This is a genomic window from Microvirga medicaginis (assembly GCF_052658925.1).
In genome coordinates this window covers 102,638-128,927 of sequence record NZ_JBQWEL010000003.1, presented here as the reverse complement: position 1 = coordinate 128,927, position 26,290 = coordinate 102,638, and the positions used below count along the sequence as shown (strand labels likewise).

Below are 26,290 nucleotides of genomic sequence, written 5' to 3'. Positions count from 1 at the left end.
AGGTTTGGCCAGTGATGCCCTCTTTGGAGCTATTTCTGCATGCAGAAGCAGACGGCCACGACAGACCCCGCGGAACTCGTCCATCAGGGAAGAAAGGCATTTGTTTCAGGACTCGCCTACGCAGCCATTCTGAGCGCGGTCATCAATATTCTTCAACTCACCGTGCCACTGTTCATGCTCCAGGTGCATGATCGGGTTGTGAACAGCCAGAGCACCGACACATTGGTGATGCTCGTTGTGGTCGCGGGTATCGCGCTGACAATTTATTGCATTCTCGATTACGTGCGCGCGCTGACCTATCAGGTCATGGCGAGCAAGCTCGTCCGAAAATTGAATCTGCCGGTTCTCCAGGCTGCCGTATCTGCCTCGATCACGAAAGGCGTCTCTCAATCGGGGCAGGCGATTCGCGAGCTCAACGAAATTCGGACATTCGTCACCGGAAGCGCCATCAGTGTTCCGCTGGAAGCCTTCTGGTCCCCCATCTTTCTTTTAGTCCTGTTCGCGCTTCACTGGCTTTATGGTTTGGTGGCATTGATTTCGGCCGTCATCATTATCTCCCTGAGCCTGTTTTCAGATTTTCTGATTCGGAGATCCATGAAGCGTGCCAATGAATCAGCAGTTCGGAACATTGGCGAAATCAGCGGCAGTCTGCGTCACGCAGAGGCGATTGAAGCTATGGGCATGCTACCGGCCCTCGCCCGCAGGTGGCGTCAATCCCAACTCCATACCCAGGACCTTCTCGACATCACAACCCGCCGCAGCCGGGCTTTGAGCTCGGTCACACGCACCTGTCGCTATGCAATGCAGATCGCCGTTCTGTCCACCGGCGCGGTGCTGGTGATCAGGCAGGAGGTCAGCGCCGGATCGATGGTTGCCTCGAGCATCATCATGGGACGCATGCTCCTGCCGTTCGACTCGATGGTCGATGGCTGGCGCCAATGGGTCCAGGCAATCCAGGCGTGGAATAATGTACGAGACCTTCTTGAGAACCAAACTCCCAAACGTGAAACCAAACCCACACCCCGGACTCAGGGCGAGTTGACCGTCGATCGCCTGGTCTATGCGCCGCCCGGATCGGATGTTCCGGTGCTCAAAGGCCTGACCTTCAATCTTTCTCCAGGTGAGGTTCTCGGCATCGTCGGTCCCTCGGCCGCCGGCAAATCGACGCTGGCCCGCCTTCTCATCGGCGTGACGAAGCCGACGACCGGCGGTGTCTATCTCGATGGCAACAACGTCTATCTCTGGGAGCGCGATTCGTTCGGCGACATGGTCGGCTATCTGCCTCAAAGCGTGTCGCTGCTCGAGGGAACAATCCGAGACAACATCGCCCGGATGCGAGACGTGGATCCGCGTCTCGTGCTCGATGCGGCCCGCATGGCCGATGTCCACGACATGATCGGACGTTTGCCTCTCGGCTACGATACCCATCTCGGTGAAGGCGGTTATACACTGTCGGGCGGTCAAAGGCAGAGGATCGGATTGGCCCGGGCGCTCTACGGCAGACCGCGCCTGGTCGTTCTCGACGAACCCAACGCCAACCTCGATGCGGATGGTGAGCGTGCGCTTATCAAGGCGATCGAAGCCATGAAGAGCGACGGTGCAATCGTCATTCTCATTGCGCACCGCCCCTCCATCATGCAGGTCGCCGACAAGCTCATGGTCCTGGAAGACGGCAGGATCAGCCAGTTCGGGCCCCGCACATCGGTCGTTGGTGCGATCGCTCCTGGAGAAAAGGTCATTACTGCAACAAGGGGGAAGGCATGAAGAAGGCCGTTGCTGTCATCAGCCGTTCACCATCAGCTCCTGTGAGACACGAACCTGCGGAGCTCAGGGACTGGACAGATCGATATCGGGACGAGGATACGACAGAGCCCTCCTATCGCGTTCCCTTGGTTGCGGGACTGGCGACGATTTTCCTCGGCCTCGGTGGCTTCACCGCATGGGGATATTCGGCCCACCTCGACAGTGCGGCCATTGCGACAGCGACCGTCGTCGTCGATTCCAAGCGCAAGACGATCAGCCATTTGGAAGGTGGTATTCTTAAGACTCTGATGGCTCATGAGGGTGAGATCGTTAAGGCCAACCAGCCCCTGCTGCGGCTCGACGACACGCGAGCCAAGGCGGAACTCGAACAGCTTCGCTCGAAACGAATTGGGCTTGAGGCTCGTCTCATCCGCCTTCGCGCCGAGCAGGCCGGCGCGACCAGTCTGACATTCCCTGAGGACCTGAGGAATGCAGGTGGCCCGACGACCGGCGAGATCATCAGCGCGGAAGAAAAATTCTTTCATGCCCGGCGGGAGATGTACGAACGGAAGATCGATATTCAGCGGAAGGTGATTGCGCAGCAGCAGGCGGAGTTGGAGGCCGTCAAAGCCCAGACCGACGCCAATGCCCGCCAGGCCGAATTGCTCGATCGAGAGCTGAAGGCCGTTGCCAGCTTGGTCGAGAAGGGTTACGCCCCCCGCCCGCGACTGACGGAAATGCAGACACGCGAGAGCGTTCTGATCGGTCAGGCCGGTGAACTAGCATCCCGAAAAGCAAAAGCCGAACAGGCAAAAGCTGCAGCTGAGCTGGAGATTCTTTCAATTGGCACCGATTTTCAGCAGCAGGTTGCCGCTGATATTCAGACGGCGCAGCTCGAACTTGCCGATACGATGGAGCGCATGACCGCGGCTGCCGATATTCTGCGCCGACTGATCGTGACCTCTCCTGAGAATGGGATTGTCACGAACATCCGGTCATATACCCCCGGAAGCGTTGTTGCAGCGGGCCAGCCGATCCTCGACATCGTTCCTGAGAATGAGCCACTGGTCGTCGAAGCGAAGGTCGGCCTGCGCGACATCGATTCTGTTCACGTCGGGGCTCCGGTCCAGATCAGGCTCACGGCCTACAATCACCGCACGACGGTCCCCCTCTCGGGAAAGCTGACCTATCTGTCTGCGGATCAGCAGATGGATGAACGAAACGAGTATGCCTATTTCGTTGCCAGGGCCGAGATCAATCCAGACAGCCTCAAATCGAACCCGGACACCACCCTTTATCCGGGCATGCCTGCCGAGGTTCTGATCCTCAACAAGCCCAGGCGTGCGATCGACTATTTGCTGGATCCGATCACCGAGAGCTTTTCGCGCGCATTCCGCGAAGAGTAACCAGCTCAGCCCTCCGCTGCTACCGTATCTTGGCACACGTTGCCAAGTCCATTGCGCATGCCCGGGCGACGGCATTATGAAACTAATTTAGTTCGATATTAAACTTAAAAAGAAATAGTTTTAGTATTTAAATGTATTCTTCATGTCATAATAAGCCATAGCGCTAAAAATAAGCTCTGGCTGATCAACTTTTACGCAAATCAATATTTACAAACTACCTTTCAGCATCTACCAATTCATCACCGTGCGCGGTTCAGGGCATTTAATGCCACGCATGGTTTTCCTCCCTGCGCAATCAGCGCTTCAACAGCTCGAAACAGCGACCGGACGTGCGGCCGCTCGTTCGGTCTCAACATGAGAGGTAGACGACATGGCGACAATTGGAGGCGGAGCGTACAACGACTCCTTGCACGGCACTCACGACGCGGACGTGATCTTCGGAAACGGCGGTGACGACCTGATTTTCGGTGGTGCGAACAGCGACCTGCTTTCCGGTGGCGAAGGCAGCGACGTTCTGTTTGGCGGCAATGACGATGACTGGCTGTCCGGCGGCGAGGGCCAAGACCTCCTGTTCGGCGGCAATGGCATTGACGCATTGCAAGGTGGCGACGGCGCCGATGTGCTGTTCGGCAACAACGGCGAGGATATTCTGCAGGGCAATGCCGGCGACGATTATCTGCGTGGCGGCAATGCTGACGATATCCTTCAGGGCGGTGTCGGAGACGATATTCTCGACGGGAACGCCGGCAACGACATCCTTCAGGGTGGCGCGGGCGACGACGTTCTCCGCGGCGGCGCTGGCAATGATATCCTGAACGGCGGCGCAGGTGACGACGTCCTACACGGTGGCGCAGGCGGCGACACATTCGTCTTCACCGGCGGCGGCGGCAACGATGTCGTTCTCGACTTCAAAGTCGGTGAGGACATCCTGCAGATTTCGAAGGGAATCAACGGCACCGACGTCGAGTCCGCAGAGGATCTCGCCTCTCGCGTTCAGCAGGTCGGACACGATGCGGTCGTCGACCTTGGAAACGGCGACACGATCACGCTCCGCAACGTGGACGCAGAAGACGTCAACCACAACCCGTCCGACTACTTCTCCGTCCAATAAAGTCCGCGGGTCGGTCGAAAGAAAAACCGATGCCGCGGCCCGCAGCCGCGGCATCGTCATTTTCAACGCTAGCTTGGCTTTAAGAGCATGTCGGAAATTGCCGAATACACGCCATCAACGGAAGTGTCTCATCATCCTCAGGTGTCGAGTCTCGGCCGGAATGTCGTCCTCATCATGTGGGATGTGCCGGAGGCCGTACGCTTTTCATCGCCCAAGCTGACGTCGGACACGGGCGTCGTTTCCCCCCTGGCGTCTCTGCGTTTGGCGCACTCAGGCGGCGGCTCTCGACTGCTTTGGGCTCTCTGCCGACCCGTTAACGGGACACTTGGCGTGGAGTTGTCGACCGGACCGCTTGGCCTGCAGGCACAGGTAACGATCGACTCTGAAACGGTCATTTCCGGTCCTGCTCCGAAAACTCTGTTGGACGGAATCGACAGTTCCGGCCGTCTCGCATTGATTTCCGCGCTCTTCAATGTGTGGAGCGTGATGTTTCACCTGCAGAGAAGCCCGACTTTCATTCGTATCCTGCGCGATATCCTGTCCTATGTCACTCCACATCCCGGGGCTGCGACGGCAGTCGCTCAGGTCGGGGATGAGCTCGTTCTGCTGCGGACTCTCGTTTCAGCGAGCTTCGACAAGATCGATGCCGTCTATATTGTGGGAAACGACGGTCCGACTCGGGTTTCTACCCGGCCTTGCAAGGTTGCGATCGGCAACGGAGAGCGTGAGATCGTCCACTTTCTTGCTTCGCGTTCGGCACTGCCGTTCGGAGAAGCTCATCTGGTTCTCATCGGACCGAGCGGATTGTCGATACGCAAGCTCCTGATCCCTGCCACTGCTCTGCCGTCGATCGAGCGCTGGCTCAGTAAGAATGCTCACTCGGCTCCGAGCCTGCGCGAGCATATTCTGATCGATATTGCGGATCGGTCGCAATCCGGACAGGCTCTCGCACTCGAAGCCCAGCTACGCTCGCCATTGCAGCCCAGACGGGCGGCAAGCAGCCTTAACACGCCTTCTGCGGAGATCGTATCCGCCCTTTCGACGCCAGCCGGCACGCTGGTGACGGGCTGGTATCGTGATCCCGTCGGTCTTCTTTCCGGAATCGATGCGCTCGGACCCGGCGACGACAGCAGGGATCTTACACCGGACCTGACTCGCTTTCCTGTCGAGATTGCCGGCCCGAAGAAGCAGACGCGCCTTCCCGCAACCGGATTTGCCGTACTGGCGCCAGCATCAGGCGCATCGATTCCGATTCTGCAGCCTCGCTTTCGCCTGCGTCTGAAATCGGGCGCCTATCATCCGCTCGTTCCGCAGCTCCAGCCAGCCGATCCGGTGGAGGCGCGCGCCGCAGCTCTGCGGGCAGTGCCGCCTCAGCATGTGGACGACATGTTGCTCGCAAAGACTTTGGCTCCCGTGATAGCCAGTTTGCACGAGCAGTCGCGCGCGAAGGTCGGGAACCCAACTGTCTGCGAGATCGGCGCGCCGATACAGCGACCGAAAGTTTCGGTGATCGTTCCCCTCTACAAGACGCTGGAATTTCTGCGCTTCCAGATTGCCGCATTCGCGACGGACAGCTGGTTCAGGTCTCATGCGGAATTGATCTACGTTCTGGATTCTCCAGAGCAAGCACAAGAGCTGGAACATCTTCTGAGAGGTCTTCATCTGATTTATGCGCTTCCCATGACTCTCGCAATCATGGAGCGCAACGGCGGCTACGCACGTGCGAACAACGCCGGTGTGGCATTGGCTCGTGGAGATTATCTGGCCCTCGTCAATTCGGACATCATACCCACGTCGAGCCATTGGCTCGCAAAGCTCGTCGCCCGTCTCGGAGGACGTCGCCGGATTGGAGCAATCGGTCCCAAGCTCCTGTTCGAGGACGGCTCGATCCAACATGCCGGGATGTATTTCTCCAAAGATCACCGCGGGCGCTGGCTCAATCAGCATTTTTATAAGGGCATGCCCCGAGATTATGCGCCTGCATGTGAGGAGCGGATTGTGCCAGCCGTGACAGGCGCTTGTCTCGTCACAACGAAGTCCGTGTTTGAGGCTGTCGGCGGCTTCACCGAGGATTATGTGGTCGGAGATTACGAGGACAGCGATCTCTGCCTCAAAATCACCATGACGGATCGTAGGATCGCATATTTCCCGGACATCGAGCTCTATCACCTTGAGCGGAAGTCGATGTCCCTCAACACCGAATACATGCGCGGCATCGCCTGGCAGTACAACTGCGCTCTCCATGCGGAACGTTGGGGAGATCTCATGTCCGCGCTGATGCAAACGTCCGTACGCCCACGCAAGGTAAGGAACGCCGCCATATGAATGCTCAGTTCGACATCAGATCCGACTCCACCCAGATTTCTTTCGAGGCATCGGACAACGCACAGCTGTCCCGGCTGTTGGATGAGATCGCGAGGAACGAGGCCTTACCGGCTCCGGCGCCTGAAAATGTGTTTGTCGGGGATGGTGACTACAGGGCTATCGGTCTCGAATACCTTGGACACTTCGTCCATATCGGCGGTCTTAAACCAACTCACCGTGTTCTCGATATCGGCTGCGGCATAGGCCGCATGGCCGTTCCTTTGACCCAGTTCCTCGATCCGAAGACCGGAACCTATGAGGGCGTCGATCCGGTCAATGAAGGGATCGAATGGTGCGTTCAAAACATCGCGTCGGCTCATCCGAATTTCCGCTTCTGCCGGCTTGATGTCGCACATGAGCTTTATAATCCCGGTGGAACCATGGCCGGCGATCAGGTCGCGCTTCCTTTCGCTGGCAACAGCTTCGATTTCATTGCGATGGTATCCGTAGCGACGCACCTGCCGGCAAAGGAAATCACTGCCTATGCCCGTGAAGTCATGCGCCTTCTTGCGCCCGGAGGGCGACTGTTCCTGACCGCATTCTTGGTGGATGCAGAGGATCTGTCCCGCCCGACGGCCCGCCCGCGTTTCATCAAGGGAGAGGAAGACGGCACGTGGATTGCCGATCCCGCTGCTCCGCTTGGAGCGATCGGGTTCGACAATGGTGTCGTCCAGGACATCCTCAAGCGCTCCGGTCTCGATATCCAGCGGGTCAGCTTTGGACATTGGCGTGGCATCGGGAGCACGCATTACCAGGACATCATCATCGCCGTGAAACCGGAGTAAGCCGCTTGACCACGCGCATCCTCGTTGTTGCCCATAATCACCCGGACTTTCACCCCGGCGGCACGGAAATATTCGCGCATGATCTGTTCCGTGCGTATCGGTCACGCCCCGATGTGGAGGCCCTCTTCCTCGCCGCCACAAACCATCTCCATCGTGAACAGCGTCCCGGAACCAGCTTCCAGTCCGTTGGCGATGCTCCTGATGAAGTGATCATGTGGAGCGGGCATTTCGACCGCTTCTACCTGAGCCAGATCGACAGCTATGGAACCGTTCCCCATCTCGTGAGCCTGCTGGAGGAATTCCGCCCTGACGTGGTGCATATTCATCACGTGCTCCTCATCGGGATCGAGTTCATCGCACTCGTCCGTCGGATCCTGCCGCATGCCAGCATCGTGATGACCCTTCACGATTATTATGCCATCTGCGCCCATGACGGTCTGATGATGCGCACCAAAGGACGCGAGCGGTGCACCCGGGCAAGCCCCGGGCGCTGCAACAGCTGCTTCCCGGACATTTCGGCTGATCGGTTCCTGCTACGCGAACAGTTCATCAAGACGTTGTTCGGACAGGTCGACCGCTTCATCGCGCCAAGCCAGTTCATCAAGGACCGCTTCGTGGCCTGGGGACTTCCGGAATCCTCGATCGAGGTCGTGTCCAACGGACGGCCGCCGGTCGAAGCCGCTCCGCATCGCGTGTCCACGGACGGCCGTCGTCCCGTTTTCGGCTACTTCGGGAATCTTAACCCCTGGAAGGGCGTTCCAAGCCTCTTGAAAGCGGCGCAGCGGCTCATTTCCAGCGGCATGGACGATTTCGAGCTGCGTCTCCATGGAGGTGCCCTGTTTCAGGCCAAAGAATTCGTCGAGGAGATTGAAGACCTTCTCGATCAGACGGATCCGCAGGTCGTTCGCCTCGGCGCCTATCGGCGTGATGAACTGCCTGCTCTGATCGCCGCGGTCGACTGGGTCGTCATGCCGTCGATCTGGTGGGAGAACGCGCCTCTCGTGATCCAGGAAGCGTTCCTGCACCGACGCCCTGTGATCGCCAGCAATATCGGCGGCATGGCCGAGGCTGTTCGTGACGGCATCGATGGCCTGCATGTGCGCCCGGACGACCCCATTTCCCTCGCGAATGCCATGCGCAAGGCGATGGATACTCCAGGTCTCTGGGACACGCTGGTCGCAGGCATCAATCCGCCCCCCGACATTGCAACCGTGGCGGAGCGGCATCTTGCCGTTTACCGCGGCATTCGTGAATCGGCCGAAATCATCGAACTGAAAGTGAATGCGGCATGAGCACACCCCAATCAAAGAACGCAGTCGCCATCACCGAAGCCCCTCAGGCGACGCAGATCCAGGGACGCTTGGATGCGATTGAAGGGCGCCGGGTCTTCGGCTGGGTCTGGGATCGCTCCCGCCCGAACGAGCGTCTCTTGATCCGCATCCTTCTGGAAGGACGGATGGTCGCCACGGCTACGGCCGACATGCCACGCGTCGATCTTCGGAGAGCCGGCATTGGCGATGGCGGTCACGCCTTCGAAGTCGAGCTTCCAGAGGCTCTCGCAAGCCTGTCGGACAATCTCACCGTGGTCGCGGTTTTGCCGTCGACGGGGGAAGAGGTTGTCCTGCAATCCCCCAGCCAAGACGAACGAACGGTCGAGGCCGCGCTGAACGGTCCCTTGAGCCGTGTTCTCGACCGCCTTGAACTGCTCATCGAAGCCCAGCGTCGATCTCAGCTCATGCAACGGGAAGCCGCCGAAACGCTGCGGAACACATCCAGGCAGGTCGATGAAATCGTCGGTCAGGAGGATGGTATCGGGGCGGCACTCGAGCTCGTTCGGGCCAATCAGACCGAGCTTTCCGAAAGGGTTGCCGGCATCGAAGTTTTTCACCTTCGGTTCGACAAGGTCCTGGCCGATTTCGATAAGCGCATCGAAGAATTGACGGCGGCGGCCGACAGACCCATGCGCCGTGCAGTCGCGCTCCTCATCCTCTTTGGCGGCCTGTCTGCCGCTTCGGCTATCGCGACATTGGTGATTGTCCTGCGTCAGGGTCTCTCATGACGCGAGCTGTCGTTGATGATCGCACCACGGCCCTGAAAAGAGGCTCAACAGTAAAATTCGACGGGGCAGATCCATTGAAAGAACTTCCTCATCTTCCGATTGACGGCGAAACCGCTCTGGCGACTCCGATCGGGGACGATCTGGCACTCATCAGCGGCGTTGCGGACGCAATGCCCGACACCGTCGAGGTTCTCCTCAATGGCGATCCGTCGATGACCATGAGGGCGGGGATCATCAGCTGGCGACGCAATGGCGCTCCGGCAGAAGCCGCCATCGGTTTCGTTGCCGTGGTCCCGATCAGGCTTGCCGCGAAGGTGCGCCTGCGATCGATCGTCATCCGCAGAAACGGACAGCCTCTTCGCTATACCCTCGCTCGGCCGGCCATTACGGTCCCCAACCTGGTCCAAATCCTCTCGGTCGATGCCGGTGAGCATTTTGCCGAGGTTGCAGACAGAATCGCGCAAGCCCTTATGGCGGGAAAAACGAGCTCGGCACGGTCGTCCGCCGCGCTCGCAATCCTGTCGGCTGCGGCCCGAAACGATGGTTGGATCGAGGTCATTGGCCAGATCGATACGGGCGAGATCTTCCTGCAGGGATGGGCTCTTGGGCTGCCGACGGATTACGTGCGCGCCATCATTTCACAGGACGGCTTTCTCGTCGGTGAGTTGAAAGCCGCTGCGGTCGAGCGCGAAGATCTCGCCGGAAGAGGCAAAGGGTTCTTCGGCATACTCGATATGGGCAAAGCCAGTGTCCAGCCCGAGAAGATCCAAAAGCTCTTCTTCCGGAGCAAGGATGGATGGCGGACGCTCGACATGTACGAGCGACGCGTCCTTCTGCCCACGACCGATGTTCCGGCCCATATTCGTGACGGATTGGTCCGGGCGACGGCCAACGCCGACACGCTCCGGGTGCTTCGGCGCGCAGGAGAGCGGTTCGATGGCCGGGACACGGTCTCGCATCTGATGGAGCCTGTCCGTCTCGGCATGGACATGGTGGTCGAGGTCCCGGGTGCGGGCATGCTGATTGCGGGTTGGATGCTCGACCCTGAAGGCCGCGCCGACTCGGTCATCCTGCGGTCCGGGGGAGAATATGCGAGGGTCGATGACGCCTGGACCCGGCTCCCGCGGCCCGATGTTTCGGCGGCATTCCAGCAGAACGAGCTCTTCGCGGGACGTCTCGATCCGCGTCGGATCGATGATGGTTTCCTGGCGTTCGTGCCGGGACTGTCCTGTTCTGGTGATGCGCCGGTGTATTTCGAGATCACGATCGCTGACAGCGTGGTGTTCTATCCCCTGAAACCCATCTGGCACCTGTCCCGTCAGGCCCTTGAGCGGCTCGTTGCGCCTCTGGACCCGAAAACAGCCGCAGCTGGAACGGCCATCGAATGTCACATCGGTCCGATGATGCAGGCCCTTGCGGCTCCCGCTCCTCAGATCGTCGAGACGCGCAACTTCGGCTTCAACGATGCAGGAGCCTCCAGGATCCTTGTGGTTGGGGCAGGACTGGATGCCGAGGAACTGAGCGTTGCCCTGGTTCTTCTGGCACTCGATCCGGAAACCCGTGAGGTGCCCATGATCGTCTCGGCCCCCATCGAGGCGTTCGGCAGCATCGCTCCCGAGGCGGAGCGTCTTGCACGCTTTTACGGTCTCAAGATCCGCGTGATCGGGTCAGAAGGTGTCCAGGATTCCTGCGATGCTTTCGAGGCTGCCGTTCAGGCAACGGAAGCCGATGTCCTGGTATTCCTTTCGGCAAGCGTCCTGCCGCGACAGACCGGCTGGTTCTCCACGATGGAGCGTGCCTATCGCGCCCGCAACGGGAAGGCCCTTGTGAGCCCAACCATCGTCTTCGAAGACGATTCCATTCGCTTTGCCGGGACCTGGCTCGACGCCGAGGAGCCGAAGCTCGTCGACCGCTATATCGGATACCCGAGCGATGTCGTGCATGGGTTAAAGCCTGCGGAAGTCATGGCAGGTTCCACTGAATGCTGCATCGTCTCCAGAAGCGCTATCGAGGCGGCTGGCGGCTTTACACGCTCATATCTGGGGCCGAGCGACAAGGGGCGCGATCTTTGCCTCAAACTGCGGCTCGCGGGAACACCTTCGGTGTGGTTGCCGGAGGTCGAGATGATTTCCGCAGAGAGCGACAGCAGCGGATTGCATCTGCCTATGAGACGCCTGGCTCAACGAATTGATCACTGGAGCTTCCACCGCAAGTGGTCCCTCCTCGTCAACAACATGGGATGATGATGATGTCCAAGCATTCTCCTCGCGTTCTTATCGTGTCCCATGGCCACCCGAGCTTCTCTCTCGGAGGCGCCGAAATCGCGGCCTATAATCTCCACAAGGGCCTCAATAAGATTGGCGGCGCGGAATCCCGCTTTCTTGCACGTGTCGGCTATCCGGTCGTGCGTCATAGTGGAACCGCTCTGATGAGCCTGCGCCAGAAGGGCGGTGATATCCTCTACCATGCGGACGAATACGATCATTTCCTGATTTCCAATCGCGGCACGGAGGAACTTGAACGGGATTTCATCCGCGTCTTGCGCGACTTGAAGCCGGATGTCGTGCACTTCCATCACTTCATCGGCTTGGGGCTTGAGACAATCTACTCGGTCCGCAGTGCCTTGCCGGACTGCGTGATCGTGGTGACGTTCCATGAGTTTCTCTCCATCTGTCATCATCACGGCCAGATGGTGAAGACGGGCGGAACCAAGCTCTGCCATCGAGCTTCGCCCTCGGATTGCAATGCATGCTTTCCCGAGATCTCGCCCGCTCGCTTTTTGCGGAGAGAGCATTTCGTCCGCGGGTTGCTGGAAGTTGCGGACTTCTTCGTCTCGCCCAGCCAGTTCCTCGTCGACCGATATGTGGATTGGGGGCTTGATCCTTCCCGGTTCATCGTCATCGAGAATGGCCTCGACATCGATCAGCCCACGCCGGCGCGGGAACTCGCTGCATCAGGACGCAACAAGCGGCCCCGAAGGTCTCGTTTCGGTTATTTCGGGCAAATCACTCAGTTCAAGGGCGTCGATGTTCTTCTGGACGCCGTGACGCGCATTCCGGAATCCGTATGGGGCGAAGATGCCCAGCTGATGATTTTTGGCGGCAATCTCGAGCGGCAGCCGAAACCGTTCCAGGAGAAGATCGAGAAGCTCGTGGAGCGTGCCAGGAATCGCGTTCGCTTCTATGGCGCCTACCAGAACAGTGAGATGCCGCGCCTCATGAGGTCCATCGACTGGACGATCATCCCCTCCATCTGGTGGGAAAACTCGCCCATCGTCATCCAGGAATCGTTCTTTCACGGCCGACCGATGATCTGCAGCAATATCGGGGGCATGGCGGAGAAGATCACCGACGGCGTCGACGGTCTGCACTTCCGCGTCGGATCATCGGAAGACCTCGTCGACCGCATGACGGAAGCCCTCACGAATCCCGGGCTCTGGGAACGCCTTCGCGCCGGGATCAAGCGTCCCATCACCTATGAGGAATGCGCGCGGCAGCACCTCGATCTCTACCAAGCCATCGCATCCGAGAAAGCCCCCAGGGCGCCAGTTGCCGCGCTGACCGCATGACATGGTTCGGCAGACAGTTAGAAATCGGGAAATCCAGGAGCTCTCCTCAATGAAACGTATTCTCGTCATCAGCCCGTCGGGTGAGGTCTATGATCACGACAATGTGCGCTGGTACAATTACAAAGACATTCAGCGCAGCATCAATCACTACCATAATATCGGCGATGCGTTTGTTTTCGACTCCTCTCTCAAGCTGCTGAATTACGACAAGCTCGATGCGCTTGAGATCGCCAACCCAGACCTTTCCGATATCGATCGGATCAATGCTGAATACGATTATGTCTTCCTGCGGGGATCGAACTACATCCACAAGGACATGAAATGGGAGCGCGCCATTGATGTCCTGAGGAAGCTCAAGATCCCGGTGATCGCCTGGGGCATCGGCGCCCAGGCTCCGGTCAAGGGCAAGATCGAGATCTCCGACGAGACCAAGGCCGTGCTTCGCCTGATGGCGGATTCGACGACCTCCATCGGCGTACGGGGAGCCTACTCGGCGCAGGTTCTTTGGGATCTCGGGATCAAGAACGTGAGGATCGTCGGTTGCCCCACCGCTTTCCGGCGCAATAATCCGGATCTGGAAATCAAGCTGCCGGCGCTCGACAAGGTCAGGACAGCGGGCATTACGCTTCGCCGCGAGGTCTCGCAGACCTATGCGCAAGATATCAAGCAATACCTCACCTTCCATCGTGATCTCGTGAAGAGCCTTGCTGCGCGCTTTGACGTCGTCCTGATGGCACAGGGCGAGGTTGAGGAAAAGAAGATCGTTTTCGGCACGCTGGACCAGAAAGAGGAGGCGTTCGCCGCCTTGAAGGCCAATCCGTGGGTCAAGGACTGGTATCTCGATGAAACCATGGAGAAACTGCACCGGGAGCGGCTGTTCTATTCCGATGTCGTCGCATCCTATGAGGACCTTGTCCAGCAGAAGGACATGGTTCTCGGCTACCGGCTGCATGGCAATCTCATGGCTCTCGCGAACGGCGTGCCGTCCATCTACTTCACATATGATAGCCGAACGGTTGAGTTCGCCGAGACATATCAGATCCCGAACTTCGATGTGTTCTCGGGCAAGAAATTCTCGCTCGAAGAATATTGGGATCAGTCGCTCTTCGACAAGTTCAACCGCGCCTATCGCTTCATGTATCGCGAGATGCGCCAGTTCCTGGTCGAGAACGGGGCTGAAACCAAGATGATCGATGTGATGAAGAAGCCGGGGAAGGTTCAGCTGAAGGCAGCCTGATCGCCTTCATACGAAGGAGGATGGTCGCATGCATTCGGATGTGCATGGCGACTGTCCCTCTGTCCGCCTTGCATCATGAACAGGAGCAATAGGTAAGAACATGACGGTATTGGTAACCGGCGGCGCCGGCTATATCGGCAGTCATATGGTGTTGGCTCTGGTCGATGCCGGACAGGATGTCGTCGTACTCGACAACTTGAGCACGGGATTTGCGTGGATGATTCATCCCAAGGCCCATTTCGTGCAAGGTGACTGCGGAGACGAGGAGCTTGTATCCAGGATCATCCGCGACCATGGGATTGATGCCATCGTCCATTTCGCGGGCTCGATCGTGGTCCCGGATTCCGTTGCCGATCCTCTCGGCTACTACTTCAACAACACCGTGAAGGCTCACGCTCTGATCCGGGCTGCTATCAGGAACAAGGTGAGCCGTTTCATCTTCTCCTCAACGGCGGCAGTCTATGGAGATGCCAAAGAAACTCCGATTTCCGAGGCAACCGTTCTGAATCCCGTATCGCCCTACGGCACGTCGAAGCTGATGACGGAGATGATGCTGAAGGATACGGCCGCGGCACATCCTTTCCGCTATGTCGCCCTTCGCTATTTCAACGTGGCCGGAGCGGACCCCCAGTGCCGCAGCGGCCAGTCCAGCCAGCGGGCGACGCATCTCATCAAGGTTGCGACGCAGGCTGCCCTCGGCGAACGATCGCATCTTGCGGTCTTCGGGTCTGACTACCCGACTCCGGACGGCACCTGCTTGCGCGACTACATTCATGTTTCGGATCTCGCGCATGCGCACATGCTGGCTCTCGATTATCTCCGCTCCGGGGGAGAGAGCGCCGTTCTCAACTGCGGCTACGGCCGTGGCTATTCGGTGCTTGAGGTTATCGAGGCGGTGAAGCGGATTTCAGGTTTTGACTTTGAGGTTCGGATGGAAGGCCGCAGGGCGGGAGATCCAGCAGCCCTGATTGCCGGGGCGGACCGTATTCGCCAGACCCTGGGATGGAAGCCGGCTCTCAACGACCTCGAGACGATCATCGCTCATGCTCTGGCCTGGGAGGCGCGCCTCAAGAAGCAAAGTATCGCGGCCGCCTGACAGCGCAGCACGCTGACTCTGGAAGCAGTCACCGCTGCTGCCGATGATCGACCTGTCACCCATTGAAGCGAAGAGCTATTTCAAATGCTTGATACCATCGTTCAGAAAGCCCCTTCCGAATCTCAGCTGCAAGCGAGGCCGCTGAAGACTCAGCCTTTGAGAGTTGCGATTCTATGGAAGTATCCGTCCCTGGGTCTCTACTCCAATTCCGATTTCGACACGCTGTATAGTGGGATCGGGCAGAACAACGGGAACTTGGCCTTCGTCTATGCAATAGCGAGCCATATCGCGAATCCCGTGAAGTTTTTCGGCTGGAGCACCACCGCAGATGAGCTGAAGGAGAATGCCGATATCATCGTCATTCCCTGTGCCAATCAGCTCGGCCGACATACCAATTATGGCACCATGGCTGAAAACTTGGCGAAGTCCGGCCTTCCGATCGTGGCGATCGGCCTCGGCGCTCAGGCAGACGGCTACGAGCATGACATCGAGTTGACCGAAGGGACCTTGCGCTGGGCCCAAGTGATCGGGCAGGCAAGAGCCTCGTCCACCGCCTCCAACATCTACACGAGGGGCGCCTACACCAGTTCTCAGCTTGACAAGATCGGGATCACGGGATCGCTGCCCGGGGGCTGTCCGTCTTATTTCACGAACCAGGAGCCCGGTCTCGGGCATAAGATTCATAAGAACTGGGCCGAGATCGACCTGCCCCGTTCCATCTCGGTCGCGGCAGGTCACCAGGCCTGGATGAAGACGCGGGAAATCGAGCATCAGCTTATCAGCCTGATGATGGACCCTGTCTCGCCCGGCCAGTATGTCATCCAGTCCATGGGCGAGATGATCAAGATCTCTCGTGGGATCTTCGATGGCATCGAAGAGCATGCCCTTAAGGGGATCCACAATCATACCGTTCCTCACTACTCTTTCGAGGAATTCAAAGTGTGGTGCCGCAACTACGCCCGCTCGTTCTATGACGTGCCGGCCTGGATGGATTCATTGCGCCGGCACGATCTGACAATCGGGTCACGCTATCATGGCGTCGCGCTTGCCTTGCAGGCGGAGCGGATGGGGCTAACCGTCACCATCGACTCGCGGACACGGGAATTGTGCGAGAACACGGGCGTTCCCCATATCTCCGCCGCCGAGCTGACGGCTCCGATCACGCGCTTCAATCTCAAGAAGCTGATCAAGTTCGATCCTGTTGCCTATGACAAGCATCGTAGCGAATCCGCAGCGAAATATCTTGATTTCCTCGCGGGGAATAAACTCCAGCCGGCTCCGTTCCTGAAACGTATCGCGGCTGGAAAGTAGCTATCTGTTGCGTCCCTCGCTGTCGCGGCGGAGGGTAAGTCGATCGCTGGCTGCCCTCCGCCCCGAGGTCTCAAACCGCTCGCTCTGTCTGAACGGATGCTTCCGTTGAGCGCGCTTGAAAGGACCGCGAATGAGAACGTTGACGATCTCGCGCCGGAAAAGTGCCGTTCTGAAACTTGTGACATGGTCTGCAGCCTTGATGGCCATGATCGGAACTGTGGCGACCGCAAAAGAACCCGTCACGTTCGCTGTCTCGCCGCAGCCTGAGGTCGTTTACGACTACCAGACGCAGCGTTGCGACTGGCGCTCGATCCCCGATTCACCTGCGAGGGCTTATCGGCGTGCGGATGGCTCCATCGTCCTGATTGCGGCTCATTTCCGCAACAGGATCTTCGAAGGCAGCAGCTTTGACGACCTTCAACCCAGGTGCTCCGTGCTGTCTCAGGGCAAGGAATCGGCCGATCCGATGGAGTACGACGACCGTTTCTGGGTTCAAAGCCTTATACCCCTTGGCAATGGGCGCCTTCTTGCTCTCGCAAGTCAGGAATATTCCGGACTTCGCCATGACGGCGTCTGCAGGAAAGGCGTCAACAAGCCTGAGTGCTGGTATCTTGCGCTTGTCGGGCTCGAAGCAAATGACAATGACTTTTCGTTCGAACTCCTGCCGCGTAGTGAAAGGCTGATTGCCGGATCGAACAAGCCATTCGATCCTTCCGTCAATGCTGCGGGCTTTCTAACCCTTACCAATACCGTTTTCGACGGAGACTATGCCTATTTCATCGCATGGACCGAGGATGCAGCAGAACCGGGAGGGCGTGGGAACTGCTTGTTCCGCGCTCCTCGCAGCGATCTCAGGACAGGTTGGCGTATGCTGAGCAGAGGCGAATTCGTCTCTCCGCCCAACCCATATCCGGTGAGAGGCAAGCCCCCTGTCCAAGCCAAGTGCGATCGGCTTGGTGGACCTGACATGCTTGGTAAGGTCCGTTCGCTTGTCTGGCTCGAGACCAAGCATACATGGCTGGTGGTCTGGTCCACGCGGGTGAACAACATTGGGGGTATCTACTATTCAACCTCGCACGACCTTCGGAACTGGTCGCCTGCCGCTCTGCTCTCTCCTCTCGAGCCTCCGTGGGGATCAGATGGGAGCGGTACGTTCTACGACTATCCTTCCATCATCGATCATGACAGCGAATCTCCCATTTTTCAGTCAGTCGGGGACAGCTTCCATCTGTACGTCACACGTCTGAATTGGGAGCAGGACCGCAAGCGGATGGACAGAGACCTGGTACGATTCAAAGTGACATTGGATTGAGAAGCCATGACGGCAACGTCATCACCGGCTTCGCCTTTCACCGACACGGCCGCCCAGGTCCGCTGCGTTCCAGAACGGACCTATTCAGGAGAGCCATCAGTCTCTTCTCTCTCTGGCCAGGTGTTAAGCACCTGCGCGACCTCGGATGCTGCCATCGGCTCAGCGTAGAAGTGCCCTTGAGCATTGTGGCATCCCATCTCTCGCAGTCGCCATACTTGCCCTTCCGTCTCCACACCCTCGGCTGTCACTTGGAGCCCCAAGCTTCCGCCGAGACTGACAACGGCGCCCACGATCGCCGCGTCATCCGGATCCTGTTCCAGGTCCGTAATGAAGCTGTGATCGATCTTGATGTGATCGACAGGAAATCGCTTGAGATGGGTCAGAGACGCATAGCCGGTTCCAAAGTCGTCGAGTGCGATCTGAACGCCCTGCCGATGAAACCTCTCCAGGGTATCTGCCACCAGACCGGACCGGCCGTCGAGAAGCACCTTTTCCGTGACCTCGATCTCCAGATGTTTGGCCGGAACCTTCGCGAGATTCAGAATGCGGAGGACCTCATCAGCCAGATCCGGCTGATTGAATTCCACGGACGAAAGATTGAAGGCAACGCGACCGAAGTCGATGCCGCCATCCAGCCATCGGCGCATGTCGGATACGACCTTTCCGATCAGTCTTTTGCCGATGGCTGTCGCTAGTTCAGGGTCGTCAAAGACAGCGCCGAAGGTACCGGGCGTGAGGATGCCCCTGTCAGGGTGCATCCATCGGGCAAGGGCCTCCAAGCCGACAACTCTTCCGGTCGCAAGGCACACCTTGGGCTGGTAGAAGGGAACAATCTGATTGCGGGAGACTGCCTCTCGCATATCTCTCCCGAGCATGAGCCGCTGTTCGGCCATCAGCCTCATCTCAGGAGAATACGTAGCGACCCGGTCTCGGCCCTCGGCTTTGGCGCGATAAAGCGCAATATCCGCATCCTTCATGAGTTCGGCGGATGCGAAATCATGATCCGGGAAAGCGGCAACTCCGATACTTGCCCGGCTTACAAGCATCCTCCCTGCATATGTGAACGGCTGACGCAGCCTTTTGAGGATGCTTTCCGCGAGATGGGCGGCATGGCTCAGCGTCAGCGGCTCGAGAACCAGGACAGCAAATTCGTCTCCACCAAGTCTGGCAACCATGTCCTGCTCCCGGACCATCATCGACAGCCGGATGGCCGTCTCCTTCAGCAGCGTGTCACCGGCATCATGGCCGAGCGTATCGTTGACATCCTTGAAGTCATCGAGATCGATCAGCAGGAGGCTGACGCTGGTCCCGCGCTGGCGAGCTGCACCCAGAGCCTGCTCGAGGCAGCGCTGAAACAGGACGCGATTGGGCAGACCGGTCAGCGAGTCGTGGTTCGCGGTTCGCCATACCTCCTCCTCGGCCGCCTTGCGGTCGGTAATATCGAAGGATACGCCCACGACCCGATTGGGGCCGGCCCTCTCTCCGCGCGAGGCCAACCAGAGCGTTCTTCCATCGGGCAGCTGATACTGGAACTCCATGGTATCGGAGCCTGACGTATTGATCCTGTCGATGAAGCTCTCTCGCGCGAGACGGTCCTCGGGACGCACTCTCTCGAGAAACTCTGACAGGGGACCGGAAGCGACGCCCAGCAACTCGACCGAGTTCTCGGAGCGCGTGACATGGTCGGTCACGAGGTTGTGCTCCCAGGCGAACATGCGACCCGCCTGCATGGCCAGCCGCAGCCGCTCTTCGGTCGCGCGCAGCGCATCCTCGGACAGCTTGCGCTGCGTCACGTCCTGAATCATTCCGATCTTGCGGATGGGCTGCCTATTCTCATCGAGGATTATTCTGGCATGGGAGGCGATCCACCGCACCTCTCCGTTATCCGCCCGGATGATGCGATATGTGCCGCTGTAGCTGGGGCCTTTTCCCGGAATATCGGCGAAGGCCTTGCTCTCGACGGCGGGACGATCATCAGGATGAATAAGATCGAGAAAGCTCTCCTGAGTGGCGGGAACATCCGTAGAGACGCCGAGGATTGCACGTGTCTCGGCTGTCCATTCCAGGGCGCCCGTGATGAGATCCGCATCCCAAATCCCCAAAGAAGCCGTCTCGACAGCGAGGCGGAGCCGTTCCTCGCTTGTCCTCAGTGCCTCCTGCGCCTGTCTTTGCTCATGAACATCCGTGATAGTCCCGACCCACTCCCGGACAGAGCCGTCGGGATTCCTCAATGGCACGGCCCGCGACAGGACCCAGCGATACTCGCCGGTCCTGTGCCGGACTCGGAATTCGTTCTGAATTGCCTGTCCGGACGCCAAGGCCTCAAGCCAGACTTGGGTCAGGGGCTCGCGGTCTTCCGGATGAACGGCCTCAAGCCAGCCATAGCCTTCATACTCCTCCGGCACCTGGCCGCAGAACTCCTCCCAACCCCAGCCTCTCAAGATCGATCCATCGGGAGAGGCACGCCAAATCATTGCGGTGGAGGCCTCAACGAGAGCGCGGTATCGCTCTTCGCTTTCGGCCAGGGCCTTTTCGGCCTTCTTCCAATCGTGGATGTCGGTATAGGTCCCGATCCAGCGCTCAAGTTGACCTCGCGAGTCATAGACAGGATTGGCGCGGCCAAGGACCCAACGATATTCGCCGGAGCGATGGCGAAGCCGATGCTCGATCTCACAATCGGATCCGGTTTCGAGTGCGCTCTGCCAGACCGCCAGGACAGCCGCTTGGTCTTCGGGATGAACCAGACTTAGCCAAGCATCTCCTTGAACGGCATCCGGAGATATGCCCGTGAACTCATGCCATCGGCTGTTATGGTAATCGTTGTGACCATCTGGGCGGGCCGACCAGACCATATGAGGCAGAGCATCGATATCGATCTGGTGCGCCTCGTCGCCGACGCGAGCGACGCCTTTGAAAGAATTACCCTGCTCGAGCGCTATAAAGTTACGCTTGATATGATGATTTGACATTGCATGGCTGTCTGGCTGGGAATTGCCGTTCTTCTTTCAAAGCAGAGATACGTCATCGCGATGAAGAAAGCCTGAAGCACGAGCTATTTGATAAGGCTGTGACAGGCCTCCGGAAGGCCGCATCCACCCATTGGCGCGGTGAAGCCCTCCCTCATGCGAAGGGTCACGTCAATCTCATTCCATTACCTCTGGCGTAATCGACGCCATGCCGTGCCCGGGCCATGGTCGTCATGCCGGAACTGATCCGGCCAGCCCTCAGGAGACTTCTCATGTCCGACGCCGCAACCATCGCCAACCGCTACATCGCCCTCTGGAACGAGACCGATCCGCAACGCCGCAGGGTCTTGATGGCAGGTCTCTGGAACGAGACCGGCACCTATCTCGATCCTCTCATGCAGGGGCAGGGCCACGACCAGATCGATGCCTTGATCGCAGGCGTGCACGGGCAGTTCCCCGGTTTCCGCTTTGCCATCTTGGGCCACCCCGACGGCTACGGCAATCAGGTACGCTTCTCCTGGCAGCTCGGCCCGGAGGGCAGTGACGGCCCCATCAAGGGCACCGACTTCGCCACGCTCGAGGGCGGCCGCCTCGCCCATGTGATCGGCTTTCTCGACCAGGTGCCGGTGGCGGTCTGAACCTCCAGCAACCTGACGACGACAGAGTTTCAAGGCCGAGGATCGTACGATGCCTGTAACCTACCTGATCAAGTTCGACGTCCTTCCGGAGCAGCGCGACAGGTTTCTTGCGCTGCTCAACGGCGTTCTCGATGCGATGCGCGAGGAACCCATGTTCCACCAAGCGATGCTGCACCAGGATCCAGAGTCGGCTGATCGGTTCATGCTCTGCGAGACCTGGGAAAGCCATGAAGACGTCCTGGAAGTCCAGCTCAGCCGACCCTATCGTGAAACCTGGCACCGAGCCCTTCCGGAGCTTCTTAGCCAACCCCGCGACGTCTCGATCTGGGAGCCGTTGCGCACGGATATTCAGCGGGCCTGAACGGAACCCGCGCTCCGATCGACGACCTACGCACTCAACAGGTGGAGTCGGATCGAAGCTGATGGTCTTTGCTACCGAATGTCGGATAGTTACCGATCAGACAAGCAGAGCTGTCCCGGGCCCCATCATCGTCATCAGGGGCCGAGAGATATGTTGTCAGCCAAGTCGTCGATCTTCGCTGCCATGATGAAGTCATTCTCGTGCAGCCCTTGAATTTTCTTGGTCTGAAGGGACACCGTTGCATAGCCCCAGCCGAAGCCGACATCGGGGTGATGCCCCTCGGCCTCGGCGAGTTCAGCAACCTTCCTGACAAAGGCGAATGCTTCGGCGAAATTCTTGAACCTGTAGGTCCTTTCGATCCGCCGCGCCTCATCCAAGATCGACCAATCAGGGATCTGCTTTTGGAGCACCGCGACCTTGTCTGACGTCAGCGGCGGGATGCCTCCCTGGCAGGGTGTGCAGGTCTTTGTGACAAGGCTTGTTACGGTCACAATCTCCTCCATGTGGAGAATTGAATGTCGCGGGATCTTAGACGAGACACTTGTCCAATGTGCTTTCTCGCTCCAGCCATGTCGGCACCGGCAGGTTCTTGGAGCGGAGGAACTCCGGGTTGAACAGCTTCGACTGGTAGCGCGTGCCGTAATCGCACAGCACGGTCACGATCGTATGACCAGGACCGAGGTGTTGCGCGAGACGGATCGCTCCGGCGACATTGATTCCGGAGGATCCGCCCAAGCACAGACCTTCGTGCTCCAGGAGCTCGAAAATGATCGGGATCGCCTCCTCGTCCGGAATCTGAAACGCCACATCCGGCCTGAAACCCTCAAGGTTCTTCGTGATACGCCCTTGGCCGATGCCCTCGGTGATCGATGATCCCTCCGATTTCAGCTCGCCTCGTGTGTAGTAGCTGTAGAGGGCGGCGCCCATCGGGTCCGCAAGACCGATCGTGACCTTGGAATTGCGCTCCTTGAGCGCGATCGCGACTCCGGCCAAGGTGCCTCCTGTCCCCACGGCGCAGATGAATCCATCCACTCGTCCCTCCGTCTGAGTCCAGATCTCCGGGCCGGTGGTGACGACATGTCCATCACGATTGGCGACATTGTCGAACTGGTTGGCCCAGATTGCGCCGTTCGGCTCGCTCCGCGCCAAGTGCTCGGCAATCCTTCCTGAGACCTTCACATAGTTGTTGGGATTGGCATACGGCACGGCTGGCACTTCGATCAGCTCGGCGCCGCAGAGCCGGAGCATATCCTTCTTCTCCTGCGTCTGTGTTTCCGGAATCACGATCACGGTGCGGTAGCCCAGCGCATTTCCCACGAGGGCAAGGCCGATTCCGGTGTTGCCTGCCGTTCCCTCGACGATGACTCCTCCTGGCCGGAGAAGCCCCCTCCTTTCGGCATCCCTGATAATGAACAACGCCGCGCGATCCTTGACCGATTGTCCCGGGTTCATGAACTCGGCTTTGCCCAGAATCGTGCACTCGGTCAGCTCGGATGCCCGCTGCAGCCGTATCATCGGCGTGTTGCCGATCGCATCGACGATTCCGTGATGGATGGACATGTTCAGCGCTCCCGCCCCTATTGGCTTTGCACTTGCATTCTGGAGCCCCAGGCTAGTCCCAGACGGCGTACGGCAGTGCATCGAGTGGGATCTTGAGATACCGAGTTCCGTTGCTCTCCGGCGCCGGCAGTCGACCGCCAGTCATGTTCACTTGCAGCGCGGGCAAGATCAGCTTCGGCATCGGCAGCTTCGCGTCGCGTGTCTGACGCAACGATGCGAATTCATCTTCGGTGCGGGCTTGCAGGAGATGAACGTTCTGAGCCTTCTGGCTGGCAACGGTGCTCTCCCAGGCCGGCGCCCGTCCGCCGGGCATGTAATCGTGGCCAACGAACAAGCGGGTTTCATCGGGCAGGCTGAGGATGCGCTGGATCGTGCGCCACATGGCCCTCGCATCCCCACCGGGAAAGTCGCAGCGCGCTGTGCCGTAATCGGGCATGAAAAGCGTATCGTGAATGAAAGCCGCATCACCGACGACATAGGTGATGGAGGCAAGGGTATGCCCCGGGGAGAAGAGGACCTTCACGTCCATGGAACCGATCTGGAAAACATCGCCGTCGGCCATCAGGCAGTCCCATTGCGAACCATCCGCAGGGAAGTCGACGAGGTTATAGATCTTCTTCCAGAGCCGTTGAACATCCACGATGCGCTCGCCTATGGCGGTTTTCGCTCCAGTCCGCTCCTTCACGTATGCGGCGGCGGAGAAATGATCCGCATGCGGATGCGTATCGAGGATCCACTCGACTGTAAGATCCTCCTTCTTCACAAGCTCCAACAGGGCATCGGCAGACATGGTCGCAACCGAACCCGACTTTTCATCGTAATCGAGCACCGGATCGATGAGCGCGCAATGACGCGTCACCGGATCGGAAACGACATATTGAATGCTGCAGGTGCGCCGTTCGAAAAAGGCATTGACCTGTGCGCGGCAGATAGAGCGGTCGAGAGCCGATTGGGGTAAACTCGCTATGCTCATTGCTCCGACTCCCGATATGCGGCGCGCTCGATCGATTGGGCCGAACAACCGTCGGACCCAATCGATGCTGTCCTCAATCCGATCTGTCGGCCCCGGCCGCTGCCGACCGATGGAAAAATTGCTGTTCAGGCCTCCGGCTGCGGCACAATCCGAATGTACGGTTTCGGTGCCTTCCAACCCTGCGGATAGATCTGCCGGGCCTCGTCATCCGAGACCGAGCCCGCGATGATGACATCCTCGCCCTGTTTCCAATTCACGGGAGTTGCGACCCTGTGCTTGGCCGTGAGCTGGAGCGAATCGATGACGCGCAGCACCTCATCGAAATTGCGGCCGGTGGTCATCGGATAGACGAGAACGAGCTTGATCTTCTTGTCCGGTCCAATGACGAAGACATTGCGCACCGTCTGGTTGTCGGCCGGTGTACGCCCTTCCGAGGTACCGCTCGTGCTCGCCGGCAGCATGCCATAGAGCTTGGAGATCGTGAGATCGGGATCTCCAATCATCGGGTAATTGGGCGCGGTCCCTTGCGTCTCCTGAATGTCGGCGCTCCACCGGGCATGATTGCTGGTCGGATCGACGCTCAGCCCGATGATCTTGACGTTTCGCCTGTCGAATTCGGGCTTGATCTTGGCCATGTAGCCCAATTCGGTGGTGCAGACGGGAGTAAAGTCTTTGGGATGGGAGAAGAGCACGCACCAGGAATCGCCGATCCATTCATGGAAGCGGATACGCCCTTCCGTCGTCTCAGCTTCGAAATCCGGTGCAACGTCGCCGATCTGGAGTGTCATATGAACCTCCTGCCGCAAGCGCGCCCCCGTGCCAGTGACCGAATATACACGTCAAGGATACGGCGGTGAAGCCATAAGCTGTTGCAGCCCTTGGTAGCGCCGAGCCTTCTCCAGGGTCGAGAGATAATAGGTCAGGTGCTCAGCCCGAAGTGCTGCCTGCGTCGCGCCAATTGCGGCCAAGGTGACGGCGACGGTTGCAGTGCTCACGGGGTGCGTTCGGAGGACTGGTGACCCAGTGCGGAGTTTGCACGCCGCTGGAAGCGGGTGAACACAAAGCGCTGCCGGACCTCCGAAGGGGTATGATGGTCCTCCTCGAAGGCATCCAGAAGCTCGAAATCTGCTCCGAGAAGGCTCGCGATCATGTCTTGGTCAGCCCGAAAGACAGGCAGGCCGCTGCACCGCTCGGGCCCGCTTGGGGCGAAGCCCGAGATCAGGGCGAATCCGCCGGCTCTCACCGCACGGCGGAGCGCATCCGCATAGGCGGCGCGCTCCTGCGGTTCCGTCAGGAAATGGAGCACCGCCCGGTCGTGCCACAGATCCACCGCGAAATCCGGCCTCCATGCAACAATATCGGCCGTAATGAAGCGGACCGAATGCGCCTTCTCGCCGAGGCGGGCCCTGGTTCTCGCCAGGGCCGTGGCCGAAATATCCAGCACGGCGATATTCGTGAATCCCTCTTCGAGAAGGGCGTCCGGCAGCCGGGACGCCCCTGCTCCGACGTCAAGAATGCAGGCCTCCCTCGGCAGGTTGCAGGCATGGATCAGGCGCAGCGAGGTTTCTGGCGTGGCCTGAAACCAACTGACCGCGTCTTCCGCCTTGGTCGCGAAGATCCTGTCCCAGTGCTCCTGCCGCGTGTCCGGCATCAGGGCCTCCTCTAGGCTGTCTGCGTCCGCGGGCGACGTTGTCGAAGAGCCTATGGCTCATTGTACCACCGTTCTCATCGCCCATGTTGCGGATCTCACCAGTAACCCTCGTCGCCACCGTTCCATCGCACTCTCTTATCGATCCCGGG

The 26,290-nt window shown here is 59.0% G+C and carries 22 protein-coding genes; 15 read left to right on the top strand and 7 right to left on the bottom strand.

Annotated elements, in window-relative coordinates; all coding sequences use genetic code 11:
• Positions 1–39: 39 nt before the first annotated feature.
• The 13 genes from ACUXUR_RS05750 to ACUXUR_RS05690 all read left to right on the top strand — a co-directional run bounded on the left by ACUXUR_RS05750 (position 40) and on the right by ACUXUR_RS05690 (position 17,992).
• Entirely contained in the window at positions 40–1,764 is a 1,725-nt protein-coding gene (locus tag ACUXUR_RS05750; RefSeq protein ID WP_445501391.1) for a type I secretion system permease/ATPase, read from the top strand.
• Entirely contained in the window at positions 1,761–3,149 is a 1,389-nt protein-coding gene (locus tag ACUXUR_RS05745) for an HlyD family type I secretion periplasmic adaptor subunit (RefSeq protein ID WP_445501390.1), read from the top strand. The genes ACUXUR_RS05750 and ACUXUR_RS05745 overlap by 4 nt, the downstream gene beginning before the upstream one ends.
• 370 nt (positions 3,150–3,519) lie before the next feature.
• Positions 3,520–4,260 (top strand): calcium-binding protein, encoded by a 741-nt coding sequence (locus ACUXUR_RS05740; RefSeq protein WP_445501389.1) that lies wholly within the window; start codon positions 3,520–3,522, stop codon positions 4,258–4,260.
• Positions 4,261–4,347: 87 nt separating this feature from the next.
• A complete protein-coding gene (locus ACUXUR_RS05735; RefSeq protein ID WP_445501388.1) occupies positions 4,348–6,585 on the top strand; it encodes a glycosyltransferase family 2 protein in 2,238 nt (745 codons plus the stop codon).
• A complete protein-coding gene (locus tag ACUXUR_RS05730) occupies positions 6,582–7,409 on the top strand; it encodes a class I SAM-dependent methyltransferase (protein ID WP_445501387.1) in 828 nt (275 codons plus the stop codon). The genes ACUXUR_RS05735 and ACUXUR_RS05730 overlap by 4 nt, the downstream gene beginning before the upstream one ends.
• 5 nt (positions 7,410–7,414) lie before the next feature.
• A complete protein-coding gene (locus ACUXUR_RS05725; RefSeq protein WP_445501386.1) occupies positions 7,415–8,701 on the top strand; it encodes a glycosyltransferase family 4 protein in 1,287 nt (428 codons plus the stop codon).
• A complete protein-coding gene (locus tag ACUXUR_RS05720; RefSeq protein ID WP_445501385.1) occupies positions 8,698–9,468 on the top strand; it encodes a hypothetical protein in 771 nt (256 codons plus the stop codon). The genes ACUXUR_RS05725 and ACUXUR_RS05720 overlap by 4 nt, the downstream gene beginning before the upstream one ends.
• On the top strand, positions 9,465–11,711 hold the full coding sequence (locus ACUXUR_RS05715; RefSeq protein WP_445501384.1) for a glycosyltransferase family 2 protein: 2,247 nt from the start codon (positions 9,465–9,467) through the stop codon (positions 11,709–11,711). The genes ACUXUR_RS05720 and ACUXUR_RS05715 overlap by 4 nt, the downstream gene beginning before the upstream one ends.
• Before the next feature lie 5 nt (positions 11,712–11,716).
• On the top strand, positions 11,717–13,036 hold the full coding sequence (locus tag ACUXUR_RS05710; protein ID WP_445501383.1) for a glycosyltransferase family 4 protein: 1,320 nt from the start codon (positions 11,717–11,719) through the stop codon (positions 13,034–13,036).
• A gap of 49 nt (positions 13,037–13,085) precedes the next feature.
• A complete protein-coding gene (locus tag ACUXUR_RS05705; RefSeq protein WP_445501382.1) occupies positions 13,086–14,273 on the top strand; it encodes a polysaccharide pyruvyl transferase family protein in 1,188 nt (395 codons plus the stop codon).
• A 100-nt stretch (positions 14,274–14,373) separates the two neighbouring features.
• Positions 14,374–15,369 carry a UDP-glucose 4-epimerase GalE gene (galE, locus tag ACUXUR_RS05700; protein WP_445501381.1) on the top strand — a complete coding sequence of 332 codons (996 nt, stop codon included), beginning with the start codon at positions 14,374–14,376 and terminating at the stop codon, positions 15,367–15,369.
• 84 nt (positions 15,370–15,453) lie between these two features.
• Positions 15,454–16,680, top strand: a complete 1,227-nt coding sequence (locus ACUXUR_RS05695; protein WP_445501380.1) for a polysaccharide pyruvyl transferase family protein — start codon at positions 15,454–15,456, stop codon at positions 16,678–16,680.
• A gap of 130 nt (positions 16,681–16,810) precedes the next feature.
• Positions 16,811–17,992, top strand: coding sequence for a hypothetical protein (locus tag ACUXUR_RS05690; RefSeq protein WP_445501379.1), 1,182 nt, complete (start codon positions 16,811–16,813; stop codon positions 17,990–17,992).
• Between the two features lie 80 nt (positions 17,993–18,072).
• Here the strand turns inward: ACUXUR_RS05690 and ACUXUR_RS05685 are convergent, their stop codons facing one another.
• The gene (locus tag ACUXUR_RS05685; protein WP_445501378.1) at positions 18,073–20,961 is read right to left on the bottom strand and encodes a sensor domain-containing protein; all 2,889 of its coding nucleotides are present in this window, start codon (positions 20,959–20,961) and stop codon (positions 18,073–18,075) included.
• A gap of 269 nt (positions 20,962–21,230) precedes the next feature.
• Here ACUXUR_RS05685 and ACUXUR_RS05680 point away from each other — a divergent pair, with 269 nt between their 5' ends.
• Both ACUXUR_RS05680 and ACUXUR_RS05675 read left to right on the top strand, forming a co-directional pair.
• A complete protein-coding gene (locus ACUXUR_RS05680; protein ID WP_445501377.1) occupies positions 21,231–21,596 on the top strand; it encodes a nuclear transport factor 2 family protein in 366 nt (121 codons plus the stop codon).
• A 49-nt stretch (positions 21,597–21,645) separates the two neighbouring features.
• Positions 21,646–21,957: a putative quinol monooxygenase gene (locus ACUXUR_RS05675; protein WP_445501376.1), complete on the top strand. Its 312-nt coding sequence runs from the start codon at positions 21,646–21,648 to the stop codon at positions 21,955–21,957.
• Between the two features lie 134 nt (positions 21,958–22,091).
• On the opposite strand, the gene ACUXUR_RS05670 is transcribed toward ACUXUR_RS05675, so the two are convergent.
• The 6 genes from ACUXUR_RS05670 to ACUXUR_RS05645 form a co-directional block, all read right to left on the bottom strand.
• Positions 22,092–22,448: a 4a-hydroxytetrahydrobiopterin dehydratase gene (locus tag ACUXUR_RS05670; RefSeq protein ID WP_445501375.1), complete on the bottom strand. Its 357-nt coding sequence runs from the start codon at positions 22,446–22,448 to the stop codon at positions 22,092–22,094.
• Between the two features lie 37 nt (positions 22,449–22,485).
• Entirely contained in the window at positions 22,486–23,517 is a 1,032-nt protein-coding gene (locus ACUXUR_RS05665) for a cysteine synthase A (RefSeq protein WP_445501374.1), read from the bottom strand.
• Between the two features lie 52 nt (positions 23,518–23,569).
• Entirely contained in the window at positions 23,570–24,490 is a 921-nt protein-coding gene (locus tag ACUXUR_RS05660) for an MBL fold metallo-hydrolase (RefSeq protein ID WP_445501373.1), read from the bottom strand.
• A gap of 125 nt (positions 24,491–24,615) precedes the next feature.
• Positions 24,616–25,278, bottom strand: a complete 663-nt coding sequence (locus ACUXUR_RS05655; RefSeq protein ID WP_445501372.1) for a peroxiredoxin — start codon at positions 25,276–25,278, stop codon at positions 24,616–24,618.
• Between the two features lie 51 nt (positions 25,279–25,329).
• Entirely contained in the window at positions 25,330–25,485 is a 156-nt protein-coding gene (locus tag ACUXUR_RS05650) for a hypothetical protein (protein WP_445501371.1), read from the bottom strand.
• Positions 25,482–26,141 carry a class I SAM-dependent methyltransferase gene (locus tag ACUXUR_RS05645; RefSeq protein WP_445501370.1) on the bottom strand — a complete coding sequence of 220 codons (660 nt, stop codon included), beginning with the start codon at positions 26,139–26,141 and terminating at the stop codon, positions 25,482–25,484. Before ACUXUR_RS05645 ends, ACUXUR_RS05650 begins: the two co-directional genes overlap by 4 nt.
• Positions 26,142–26,290: the final 149 nt, after the last annotated feature.

Bases quoted from the DNA above. Each gene is read 5' to 3' on its own strand.
- ACUXUR_RS05705 (WP_445501382.1), top strand. From the start codon at position 13,086: ATGAAACGTATTCTCGTCATCAGCCCGTCGGGTGAGGTCTATGATCAC.
- ACUXUR_RS05750 (WP_445501391.1), top strand. From the start codon at position 40: ATGCAGAAGCAGACGGCCACGACAGACCCCGCGGAACTCGTCCATCAG.
- ACUXUR_RS05720 (WP_445501385.1), top strand. From the start codon at position 8,698: ATGAGCACACCCCAATCAAAGAACGCAGTCGCCATCACCGAAGCCCCT.
- ACUXUR_RS05655 (WP_445501372.1), bottom strand. From the start codon at position 25,278: ATGACACTCCAGATCGGCGACGTTGCACCGGATTTCGAAGCTGAGACG.
- ACUXUR_RS05680 (WP_445501377.1), top strand. From the start codon at position 21,231: ATGTCCGACGCCGCAACCATCGCCAACCGCTACATCGCCCTCTGGAAC.
- ACUXUR_RS05685 (WP_445501378.1), bottom strand. From the start codon at position 20,961: ATGTCAAATCATCATATCAAGCGTAACTTTATAGCGCTCGAGCAGGGT.
- ACUXUR_RS05715 (WP_445501384.1), top strand. From the start codon at position 9,465: ATGACGCGAGCTGTCGTTGATGATCGCACCACGGCCCTGAAAAGAGGC.
- galE (WP_445501381.1), top strand. From the start codon at position 14,374: ATGACGGTATTGGTAACCGGCGGCGCCGGCTATATCGGCAGTCATATG.
- ACUXUR_RS05730 (WP_445501387.1), top strand. From the start codon at position 6,582: ATGAATGCTCAGTTCGACATCAGATCCGACTCCACCCAGATTTCTTTC.
- ACUXUR_RS05695 (WP_445501380.1), top strand. From the start codon at position 15,454: ATGCTTGATACCATCGTTCAGAAAGCCCCTTCCGAATCTCAGCTGCAA.
- ACUXUR_RS05675 (WP_445501376.1), top strand. From the start codon at position 21,646: ATGCCTGTAACCTACCTGATCAAGTTCGACGTCCTTCCGGAGCAGCGC.
- ACUXUR_RS05710 (WP_445501383.1), top strand. From the start codon at position 11,717: ATGTCCAAGCATTCTCCTCGCGTTCTTATCGTGTCCCATGGCCACCCG.
- ACUXUR_RS05665 (WP_445501374.1), bottom strand. From the start codon at position 23,517: ATGTCCATCCATCACGGAATCGTCGATGCGATCGGCAACACGCCGATG.
- ACUXUR_RS05660 (WP_445501373.1), bottom strand. From the start codon at position 24,490: ATGAGCATAGCGAGTTTACCCCAATCGGCTCTCGACCGCTCTATCTGC.
- ACUXUR_RS05645 (WP_445501370.1), bottom strand. From the start codon at position 26,141: ATGCCGGACACGCGGCAGGAGCACTGGGACAGGATCTTCGCGACCAAG.
- ACUXUR_RS05690 (WP_445501379.1), top strand. From the start codon at position 16,811: ATGAGAACGTTGACGATCTCGCGCCGGAAAAGTGCCGTTCTGAAACTT.
- ACUXUR_RS05745 (WP_445501390.1), top strand. From the start codon at position 1,761: ATGAAGAAGGCCGTTGCTGTCATCAGCCGTTCACCATCAGCTCCTGTG.
- ACUXUR_RS05735 (WP_445501388.1), top strand. From the start codon at position 4,348: ATGTCGGAAATTGCCGAATACACGCCATCAACGGAAGTGTCTCATCAT.
- ACUXUR_RS05740 (WP_445501389.1), top strand. From the start codon at position 3,520: ATGGCGACAATTGGAGGCGGAGCGTACAACGACTCCTTGCACGGCACT.